Source organism: Stutzerimonas stutzeri, assembly GCF_013522825.1.
Classification (GTDB): Bacteria; Pseudomonadota; Gammaproteobacteria; order Pseudomonadales; family Pseudomonadaceae; genus Stutzerimonas; species Stutzerimonas stutzeri_AK.
In genome coordinates this window covers 1-9878 of sequence record NZ_JAAMQZ010000069.1, presented here as the reverse complement: position 1 = coordinate 9878, position 9878 = coordinate 1, and the positions used below count along the sequence as shown (strand labels likewise).

The following is a 9878-nucleotide window of genomic DNA, read 5'->3' as shown; positions in this document are numbered from 1 at the left end:
AGCGTTATCTACGTCACAAGCTCGAAGCTTAAGGGCGGGTACTACTTGCACTCTCTCCCCCGATGATCAGCCGGGGACTATCACCTCCTGAAAGGCTGCAGTCGAGATACAAGGTCGGGTCACGCTTTATCGACCCGACGAGCGGAGGCAGGGTTATGCACGGGGTTGTCGGGTTGCGCCTGCGGACACCCGGATTACGCCTTCGGCTAATCCAGGCCACGGTTTACATAGCGTCGGGAGATAGGTGATGGATAGCAATTCGGTGGTAATCCTGGGCAGTGCGCGCACACCCATGGGCGGCTTTCAGGGCGATCTGCAAAGCCTCGGCGCACCGCAGCTGGGTGCGGCGGCCATTCGTGCTGCGGTGCAGCGCAGCGGTGTCGCTGCCGACAGCGTGCAGCAGGTGCTGATGGGCTGCGTGCTGGCAGCCGGCCTTGGCCAGGCGCCGGCGCGGCAGGCGGCGCTGGCTGCCGGGCTGGGCCAGGGCACTACCTGCACCACGCTGAACAAGATGTGCGGCTCCGGCATGCAGGCGCTGATCATGGCCCACGACGCGCTGCGTGCCGGTAGCGTCGAACGGGTGGTCGCGGGCGGCATGGAAAGCATGTCCAACGCACCCTATCTGCTGGAGAAGGCCCGTGGCGGTTATCGCATGGGGCACGGCAAGGTGCTCGATCACATGTTTCTCGACGGCCTCGAAGACGCCTACGACAAGGGACGGCTGATGGGCACCTTTGCCGAGGATTGCGCGCAGCACCATGGCTTTACCCGCGAGGCGCAGGACGCCTATGCGCTGACCTCGCTGCAGCGCGCTCGCGAGGCCATCGCCAGTGGTTGCTTCAGTGAAGAAATCGTCCCGCTCCAGGTTACCCAGGGGCGCGAGCAGCGCGAGATTCGTGATGATGAACAGCCGCCCAAGGCGCTGCCGGAGAAGATTGCCACGCTCAAGCCGGCCTTCCGCGAGGGCGGCAGCGTCACGGCGGCGAACTCCAGCTCCATTTCCGATGGCGCGGCGGCGCTGGTGCTGAGCCGTCATGCCGAAGCCGAGCGGCTGGGCCTGACACCGCAGGCGGTGATTCGTGGCCATGCGGCATTCGCCGATGCACCGGGCCTGTTTCCGACCGCGCCCATCGGTGCCATCCGGCGGTTGCTGGAGCGTACCGGCTGGCGTCTGGATGAAGTGGACCTGTTCGAAATCAACGAGGCCTTTGCCGTGGTCAGCATGGTCGCCATGCGCGAGCTGGGCCTGGATCACGCCAGGGTCAACGTCAACGGCGGCGCCTGCGCCCTCGGCCACCCGATTGGCGCATCCGGGGCGCGCATCCTCGTCACCCTGATCGCGGCACTGTGCGAGCGCGGCTTGCGCAAGGGTATCGCGGCCATCTGCATCGGCGGCGGCGAAGCGACGGCCATGGCCATCGAACGGGTTGGCTGACAGCACGATCCAACACGAAGCCCCAGCCATTCGCAGGTCGAATTAGCTGCAGGCGTAATCCGACGATCCGAAGCGTAATCCGACGAACAACCTCAGCTCCGCCCGTCGGATCGATAAAGCGTGATCCGACCTACGAAGCCCAACCATTTGTAGGTCGAATTAGCCGAAGGCGTAATCCGACGATCCGAAGGCATAACCCAGGCGATCACTGCAACATCAGCTCTTCTCCACGCTCCTGCTGCCAGTCGTCCAGGCTGGGCGCGGCCTGTTCGCCGTCCAGGCGGTGGATGATGCTGAAGTAGTCCTGCTTGAAGCGGTCCTGCATGATTTCGCTACGCGAGCGCACGCGCACGGCATAGATGCTCTGCACATTCTGGTGATCGAAACTGCGCCAGTACTGTTCGTCCTTGAGCAGGCTGTAGCGATGATCTTCGAGTGCTTCGATGACCGCCTGGCTCTCGCTGCTGCCTGCTCGCTGCACGGCAGCCGCCCATTGTCGGACGATGCCATAGGCCGAGGCGGCGGTGCTGCCCGGATACCCCTGGTGCTGGCTGATATAGGCCTCGACGAAAGCCTGCCCTTCTGCACTGCCGGTCTGCGCCGGCACGCGCCAGGTCCAGGCCTTGGTGCCGATGACGTGCTCCATGACCTGCGGCCCGGCCTGCTCGACGATGCTGGCAGTCAGGTTGGGCACGATGATCTGCAGGCGCTTGTTGAGTTGGAGATCGCTGGTCAGGCGCATGGTCTGCACCAGATTCTGTCCCAGCAGGACGACCACCAGCACATCGGCGTTGCTGGCCTCGGCCTTCTTCAGCGCCGCCAGGTAGTCGTCACGCCGTGCGCCGTGTGCCGGAATGCGTGAATAGCCGTGCCGCGCCCGATCCCGGCTTTTGGTTGCTTCGCGCAGAGCCTGCTCCATGCTGTGGCCCCAGGCATCGTCGAGGCTGATGTAGTAGTAGCGGCGGTTTGGCAGGTGCCAGCTGAGGTATTCGCCCAGCACCCGCGCGCTCATCCAGGCGCTGTTGGTCTCCCGGAACAGATGGCGATGGCCTTCGCGGCCGGTTATGTCATTGGCATAGCCCAGCGTCGGGAAATACAGCAGCCCCAGTTCCCGTGCGCGCTTGCCGGCAGCGATGGCCTCTTCGCTGGTGGCGCCGCCAAGAATCATGCTCACCCCCTGGGCGGCGAAGCGATCGACGTTGGCGCGGGCTTTCTCTTCACGCGCAGCGGAATTGCGGCTGATCAGTTCGAGTGGCTGGCCCAGCACGCCGCCCCGGCGGTTGATTTCTTCGACAGCGAGCAGCGCGCCCCGTCGCAACTCCAGGCCTTCCGATTTGTAATTTCCGGTGCCGGGATAGTTCAGCCCCAGACGGATCGTTTCGCTGGCCTGGGCGCCGGCGGCGAGAAGGGTCAGCAGCAGGCAATGGAAGAGCGAGCGGAACATGGCCCCGTGTCCTTGTGAGCGGAGGAGGGGCTGTTGTACGGGGTGTGCGGGGTGCGCGAAATAGTCTTTTCAGGCATATGAGCCGCGACTTCGGTGCGGGTTGAGAGGCATCCGGGCCATCGAAACGCAGGGTTTTCGCGCCTTCGGGCGGGGTATTGCTACCAAGGAAGGAGGGAAATCGGTACTGCGGGCAATTGTTGTGATGGCGCCTTGATCCAAGAATCGGCAGCAGACCGGGAAAACTTCCCGGCGACGATAACAATGAACCCGCAGAGGTAGCCGCAATGAAGCACACCGGTCTTCGCAAACCCTTCGCATTGACAGCGTTATGCGCCGGCATCGCGCTGTCCAGCGTATCGGCCTGGGCCGTCACTGAGCAGGACATCCTCAATGACGCCAAGACTACCGATCAGATCGTGACCAACGGGCTGGGGCTGCAAGGGCAGCGTTACAGCACTCTGGATACGCTCAATACCGAAAACGTTACCCAACTGCGCCCGGTCTGGGGCTTTTCCCTGGGGGGAGAAAAGCAGCGAGGCCAGGAATCGCAGCCGATGATCAAGGACGGCGTGATGTATCTCACCGGCTCCTACTCCCGCGTGTTTGCCGTGGATGCCCGCACCGGCAATGAACTCTGGCAGTACGATGCGCGCCTGCCGGACGGCATCATGCCGTGCTGTGACGTGATCAACCGTGGTGTGGCGCTGTACGACGACCTGGTGATCTTCGGCACGCTAGACGCCAAGCTGGTCGCGCTGAACAAGGACACCGGCAAGGTCGTCTGGCGCAAGACGGTCGCCGACTACAAGGCTGGTTATTCCATCACTGCCGCGCCGACCATCGTCAAGGGCAAGATCATCACCGGCGTTGCCGGTGGCGAGTTCGGTGTGGTCGGCAAGATCGAAGCCTTCGACGCGAAAAATGGCGAGCTGCTGTGGAGCCGTCCGACGGTCGAAGGCCACATGGGCTTCGTGATGAAGGATGGCAAGAAGGTCGACAACGGCATTTCCGGTGGCGAAGCCGGCAAGACCTGGCCGGGCGACCTGTGGAAGACGGGTGGCGCGGCGCCCTGGCTGGGCGGCTATTACGACCCGGATACCGACTCGCTGCTGTTCGGCACCGGTAACCCTGCGCCGTGGAACTCGCACCTGCGCCCCGGCGATAACCTGTATTCCTCGTCCCGTCTGGCATTGAACCCGGATGATGGCTCGATCAAATGGCATTTCCAGACCACCCCGCATGACGGCTGGGACTATGACGGTGTCAACGAGCTGATCTCCTTCGACTACAAGGAAGGTGGCAAGACCATCAAGGCCGCCGCCACCGCGGACCGTAACGGTTTCTTCTACGTACTCGATCGCACCAACGGCAAGTTCATCCGCGGCTTCCCTTTCGTCGACAAGATCACCTGGGCCAAGGGCCTCGACAAGAACGGTCGTCCGCTCTACAACGACGAATTCCGTCCGGGTGCTCCAGGCAGCGGCGACAAGGGCAAATCGGTGTTCGTGGCGCCGTCGTTCCTCGGCGGCAAGAACTGGATGCCGATGGCGTACAGCCAGGATACCGGCCTGTTCTATGTACCCTCCAACGAGTGGGGCATGGACATCTGGAACGAGGACGTGGCCTACAAGAAGGGCGCGGCCTATCTGGGGGCCGGCTTCACCATCACCCCGCTCAACGAGGAATACATTGGCGTATTGCGCGCCATCGATCCGAAGACCGGCAAGGAAGTCTGGCGCTACAAGAACTACGCGCCTCTCTGGGGCGGTGTGCTGACGACCAAGGGCAACCTGGTGTTCACCGGCAACCCGGAAGGCTACCTGATGGCCTTCGATGCCAAGAGCGGCAAGAAACTCTATGAGTTCAATACCGGCTCCGGCATCGTCGGCTCCCCGGTCACCTGGGAAATGGACGGTGAGCAGTACGTCTCCGTACTGTCCGGCTGGGGTGGCGCGGTTCCATTGTGGGGTGGTGAAGTGGCCAAGCGCGTGAAGGACTTCAACCAGGGCGGTATGGTCTGGACCTTCAAGCTGCCGAAGGATCTCGTCGCCAAGCGTTGATGACAAGCGTGCGGTAAGGGCAAAGGGCCGGCTTATTCAGCCGGCCTTTTGCATTCTGCCGTTTTATGTTCCGCGAATGATTCACGACTGGCTCAGCAGGTTGCCGGCAAACCATGGCCCTTGCTGGAGCAGCACGCTGTGTACCTGCACCAGCCCGGCTCCGGCGGCAAGGCGTGCCTGGAGGTGCTCGCGGGTCTGGATGCCACCCACCGACATCAGCGCCATGTCCTGTGCGCACAGCCGCTGCAAGGCCTCGATCTGCCGGCAGGCCTGTTCCTGGTGTGCAGGGTTTTGCCAATCCAGATAACGCTGGCGAGTCGCGGGCGGGCCGGGGTCGTGGGCGGCGAGCAGGCCGTCGAAACCCAGTTCGAGGAGCAGCTGCGCCAGCTCCAGCGGAATCTGCCCCGGCAGGCTGCGCACCTTTACGGCCAGCGGTACATGGCGTGTCGTGGTTTGCTCCAGATCGTGCCGCTGATGCAGAAGCTCGCTCAATAGGCGGCGCAGGCGAGGGCGCTCCCGGCTATCGAGCAGCACCTCGCTACCGGGGCCGATCAGGTTGAGCATCAGGTAGTCGGCGTGCGCCCAGGCGCGGGCCAGTCCCTGGCACAGCTGCGCATCGGAGCGGCTGGGGTCGAGTCTCAGGTTGATGCCCAGGCGTGCGCTGCCTTGCTGGTTGAAGGCCAATTCGCTTGGCAGCGCTGCCGCATCCAGGCTGCCGATCTCCGTGAAACCGAAACCTGCCGCCGAAACGCTTCTGCCCAACTGGCCGAGCGGGTCGAAACCGGCGGCGATGCCCAGTACGGACGGAAACGCCAGGCCCATGACATGGATCGCCGGCTCAGCCATGGCGGCGTTCGAATTCGGCCATGAAGTCTCGCAGGCGCTCGACGCCTGCCAGTGGCATGGCGTTGTAGAGGCTGGCGCGAATACCACCGACGACCGTATGCCCGCGCAGGTTGTGTAGGCCCTCGCGTTCGGCCTGGGCGAGAAAGGGCTCCAGCAGGCGCTCATCGCGCAGATGAACACAGAGATTGATCCGCGAACGATCGTCCACGCGCTGCCGGCATCGATAGAGCCGGCTGGCGTCGATGAAGTCGTAGAGGCGTGCGCTTTTTTCCAGGCTGGCGGTAGTTATCCGTTCCAGCCCGCCCTGGTCCTGAATCCAGCGAAGCATCAGCGCCATGCAGTAGAGGGCGAACGTCGGCGGTGTATTCAGGCGGCTGTGCTGCTGTGCCTGCAAGGCGTAAGAGAAAGGTGATGGCAGTCCCGCTCTGGCCGGCCTGAGCAGGTCGTCGCGAATGATCACCAGGCAGAGCCCGGCGACGCCCAGGTTCTTCTGGGCGCTGGCGTAGATCACCCCGAAGCGTTCGACAGGTATCGGTCGGGTGAGAAAGTCCGAGGTCATGTCCGCCACCAGTGGCACCGACAGTTCGGGGAAATGCTGCATTTGCAGACCATTGGCGGTTTCGTTGCTGGTGACGTGGCAATAACCCGCCTGCGGATCGAGACGCCACTGGTGGCGGGAAGGGATGGTCTGAAAACCACTATCGGCACTGCTGGCAATGACATTCACCGGGGCGTGGCGGCGCGCCTCCGCGATCGCCTTGCGTGACCAGTGGCCGCTCTCCAGATAGTCGGCACTCTGCCCGGGGGCGAGCAGGTTCATGGGCAGCAGCGCGAAATGGGCGCTTGCACCGCCCTGCAGGAACAGCACCCGATAGTTCGCCGGGATCGCCAGCAACTGGCGCAGATCCGCCTCGGTTTGTGCCATCAGAGTCTTGAAGGCATCACTGGTAAAGGGCTGCTCCAGGATCGACTGGCCGCTGCCTTGCCAGTCGGGCAGCTCCCGGCGGATCTGCTCGATAACGGCTTTTGGCAGCATCGCCGGGCCGGCGGCGAAGTTGTAGGCCTCGGCCTGTGCAGGGGCCTTATAGAAGATGCAGGCCATGACCGGAGAGCGCCATCAGGAACAACACGGGAAAGGACAGGATGGTGTTGCTGCGCGAGGACAGAAAGGTGATTCGCGAACAGCGAATGCGTTCCTCCAGGGTCGCCGGGACGAAGCCGAGCAGGTTCTTCTGGTGCGGCCAGAGCACCAGCCACAGGTTCAGCAGCATCAGGGTGCCGAGCCAGGCGCCCAGACCGATGGCCGCCAGCGGGCCTTGCAGCAGCAGCGCATCGACCAGCCAGCCGCGCTGCCAGAGCATGAACAGGCCGCTGAGCCAGACCACCAGCGAGGCGTAGCGGAAGATGCCATGTTCGCGCTTCATGCGTGCTTCAAGATCGCGGTTCAGGGTCGCGACGTCTATGCCGTTGTGCAGGGGGGTGAACCTGGGGTTCTGCACGAAATTGGCGTAGTTGTGCCCGACCCAGACCAGCGCGAAGAGCAGGTGGGCATAGCGGGCCAGCAGATCGGGGAAAGACATGTTGGCTCCTAGACCAGGTAACGCAGCAGCAGATAGCAGAGCAGTGTCAGGCCGATGCCAGCGCTTAGCGTGCCGGCAAAGGCGTCATGGGGTAGTTTCAACATCCACCCCCTGGCTGGCATGCCGTGGTATCAGGGTTTCATCCGGGCGTGCCGGACGCTGTGCCAGCTCCACCGCCTGGCGAATCAGGTGGTGATGGGGCGACTTGCTGCACGCGGGATCGGCGTTGTCGCCGGAGCCGGTCAGCAGCAGCGCCTGGCAACGGCAGCCGCCAAAGTCCTTTTCCTTCTCGTCGCAACTGCGGCAGGGTTCCGGCATCCAGGCGTCGCCGCGATACAGGTCGAATACGGGCGAGTCGTGCCAGATCTTCTCCAGCGGCTGCCGGCGCACATTGGGAAACGTCAGATTCTTGAAGTTGGCGGCCTGGGAGCAGGGCAGCGCATCGCCATTGGGCGAGATGGTCAGGTGGATCGCTCCCCAGCCGTTCATGCAGGCCTTGGGGCGGCCTTCGTAGTAATCGGGAATCACGAAGAAAATGGTCAGTCGATCGCCGAGGCGCTGACGGGCTTCGCGGACTTGTGCCTCGGCCCGTTCGAGTTCGGCGCGGGTGGGCATCAACTGTTCGCGGTTGAGCAGCGCCCAGTTGTAGTACTGCACGTTGGCCAGCTCCAGGTATTCGATACCCAGCTCGGCGGCGAAGGCGATGATGTCGGGCACCTGCGCGATGTTCTGCCGGGTGATGGGCACGTTGAGCACCATCGGAAAATCCATGGCCTTGATCAGCCGCGCCATGTCGCGCTTGCGTTGCCAGACATCGACCCCCGCCAGCTGCTTCGCGACGCCCGGATCGGTGGACTGGAATCCCAGCTGGATATGCCGCAAGCCGGCTGCTTTCAACGCGCGCAGGCGCGCTTCGGTCAGGCCGAGGCCGGAGGTGATCAGGTTGGTGTAGTAGCCCATGCGGTCGGCTTCGGCAACCAGGGTTTCCAAGTCCTTGCGCAACGTCGGCTCGCCGCCGGAGAAACCGATCTGCAGAGCGCCCAGGGCACGCGCCTGGCTCATCACGTCGATCCATTCAGCGGTGCTCAGCTCGTCCTTGCGATAGTCGGCAAAATTCCTGGGATTGCTGCAGAACACGCACTGCAACGGGCACTGGTAAGTCAGTTCCAGCAACAGCCAGACCGGGTTGCCGCTGCCATCAAGCCTTAATTCGGATCCAGCCTTTGCCATGGGATACCTCCAGAAAATTCATGACGCCGCTGCGTACGGCGGTCAGGTCCGATGCGCAATACATCACTGCAAGTTTGCCAATCAACTCTTCGACGCTTGTCTGTCCGTCGCAGAAATTGAGAATCTGCCCGCCGGTCTCATTCAACTTCACGATGCCTTCTGGATATAGAAGGACATAAGCCTGCTGAGACGCTTCCCAGCGAAACATGAAGGGTGGACGTATCTCGTAGATGTCCTGGGAACAGATGCGTATTTCTTTCATGGCTGCTCTCCCGAGAGAGCCTGCATGGCCGTAATTGCTGGACATGCAGGCCTTTTCATTTAGCGAACGTAGACGTACGCCGTTACTTCAAAGCCCAGGCGCAGATCGCAAAACTCAGGATTGATCCACTGCATGTCGTATCTCCTTCAATAAGTTCCGGATGGGATGTTGCAACTGGAAGCTAGAACGCTTGAAGGCATTGACTAATACAACTTTGGAAGTGTTTTCGTGCTCAGTTGGTAGTGTGTGGCTTGATTTTGTTAATTATTTTCATGCTTGGCGGGCGTTCTTGTCGTTGGTCAATTGCGTCTGGGTAATTGGCGTTAAATTGCTCGGTTTTTTTCAGGCGGATAAGAAGAAGTGGGGCTATCTTTCAGTTTGCCTGGGTTGCTTTTGCGCGCCGGGCCAAAGCCTTCGCGTCTACTACCAAATGAGGACGGCATCTGGTCCTAGGGTGCATTCCGGTGAGAGACTCGGGCTGCCTAAGATCGCTCCATGCCCTGTCCATATCCCGGTCAGGCTCCAACAAGTGAAAGAGAGAGGCCGCTCATGATTTACGCCCAACCCGGTACCGAAGGCGCCATCGTTTCCCTCAAGCCTCGCTACGGCAACTACATCGCAGGTGAGTTCGTGCCACCCGTGAAGGGTGAGTACTTCGCCAACACCAGCCCGGTGGATGGCTCCTTGATCGGCGAATTCCCGCGTTCCGGTGCCGAGGATATAGACAAGGCCCTGGATGCCGCCCACGCCGCCGCCGATGCCTGGGGCAAGACGTCCGTTCAGGAGCGCTCGCTGATCCTGCTGAAGATCGCCGACCGCATCGAAGCCAACCTGGAAAAGCTCGCCGTTACCGAGACCTGGGACAACGGCAAGGCCGTGCGTGAAACCCTCAACGCCGACATCCCGCTGGCCGCCGACCATTTCCGCTACTTCGCCGGCTGCCTGCGCGCCCAGGAGGGCAGCGCCGCCGAGATCAACGAGCACACCGCCGCGTACCACTTCCACGAGCCGCTGGGTGTGG

10 protein-coding genes are annotated in these 9878 nt (G+C 62.4%); 3 read left to right on the top strand and 7 right to left on the bottom strand.

Annotated features, from left to right (window positions below):
- Positions 1–247: 247 nt before the first annotated feature.
- Entirely contained in the window at positions 248–1435 is a 1188-nt protein-coding gene (locus G7020_RS23185; RefSeq protein WP_181087186.1) for an acetyl-CoA C-acyltransferase, read from the top strand.
- Positions 1436–1640: 205 nt separating this feature from the next.
- Here G7020_RS23185 and G7020_RS23180 read toward each other — a convergent pair whose 3' ends face one another.
- Positions 1641–2879 (bottom strand): ABC transporter substrate-binding protein, encoded by a 1239-nt coding sequence (locus tag G7020_RS23180; RefSeq protein ID WP_181087185.1) that lies wholly within the window; start codon positions 2877–2879, stop codon positions 1641–1643.
- A 284-nt stretch (positions 2880–3163) separates the two neighbouring features.
- Here G7020_RS23180 and G7020_RS23175 point away from each other — a divergent pair, with 284 nt between their 5' ends.
- Positions 3164–4939, top strand: coding sequence for a PQQ-dependent methanol/ethanol family dehydrogenase (locus tag G7020_RS23175; RefSeq protein ID WP_181087184.1), 1776 nt, complete (start codon positions 3164–3166; stop codon positions 4937–4939).
- Between the two features lie 81 nt (positions 4940–5020).
- Here G7020_RS23175 and G7020_RS23170 read toward each other — a convergent pair whose 3' ends face one another.
- The 6 genes from G7020_RS23170 to pqqA all read right to left on the bottom strand — a co-directional run bounded on the left by G7020_RS23170 (position 5021) and on the right by pqqA (position 8991).
- The gene (locus tag G7020_RS23170) at positions 5021–5785 is read right to left on the bottom strand and encodes a phosphoserine aminotransferase (protein ID WP_181087183.1); all 765 of its coding nucleotides are present in this window, start codon (positions 5783–5785) and stop codon (positions 5021–5023) included.
- Positions 5778–6887, bottom strand: a complete 1110-nt coding sequence (serC, locus tag G7020_RS23165) for a 3-phosphoserine/phosphohydroxythreonine transaminase (RefSeq protein ID WP_181087182.1) — start codon at positions 6885–6887, stop codon at positions 5778–5780. The genes G7020_RS23170 and serC overlap by 8 nt, the downstream gene beginning before the upstream one ends.
- Positions 6868–7365, bottom strand: coding sequence for a urate hydroxylase PuuD (locus G7020_RS23160; protein ID WP_181087181.1), 498 nt, complete (start codon positions 7363–7365; stop codon positions 6868–6870). The genes serC and G7020_RS23160 overlap by 20 nt, the downstream gene beginning before the upstream one ends.
- Positions 7366–7449: 84 nt before the next feature.
- Positions 7450–8595, bottom strand: a complete 1146-nt coding sequence (gene pqqE / locus G7020_RS23155; RefSeq protein WP_181087180.1) for a pyrroloquinoline quinone biosynthesis protein PqqE — start codon at positions 8593–8595, stop codon at positions 7450–7452.
- On the bottom strand, positions 8564–8857 hold the full coding sequence (gene pqqD / locus G7020_RS23150) for a pyrroloquinoline quinone biosynthesis peptide chaperone PqqD (protein ID WP_181087179.1): 294 nt from the start codon (positions 8855–8857) through the stop codon (positions 8564–8566). The genes pqqE and pqqD overlap by 32 nt, the downstream gene beginning before the upstream one ends.
- Positions 8858–8916: 59 nt before the next feature.
- A complete protein-coding gene (gene pqqA, locus G7020_RS24410) occupies positions 8917–8991 on the bottom strand; it encodes a pyrroloquinoline quinone precursor peptide PqqA (protein ID WP_181087187.1) in 75 nt (24 codons plus the stop codon).
- Positions 8992–9406: 415 nt separating this feature from the next.
- Between pqqA and G7020_RS23140 the strand changes: the two genes are divergently transcribed.
- On the top strand, positions 9407–9878 hold a 472-nt coding region (locus G7020_RS23140), incomplete at its 3' end, for an aldehyde dehydrogenase family protein (RefSeq protein WP_181084570.1).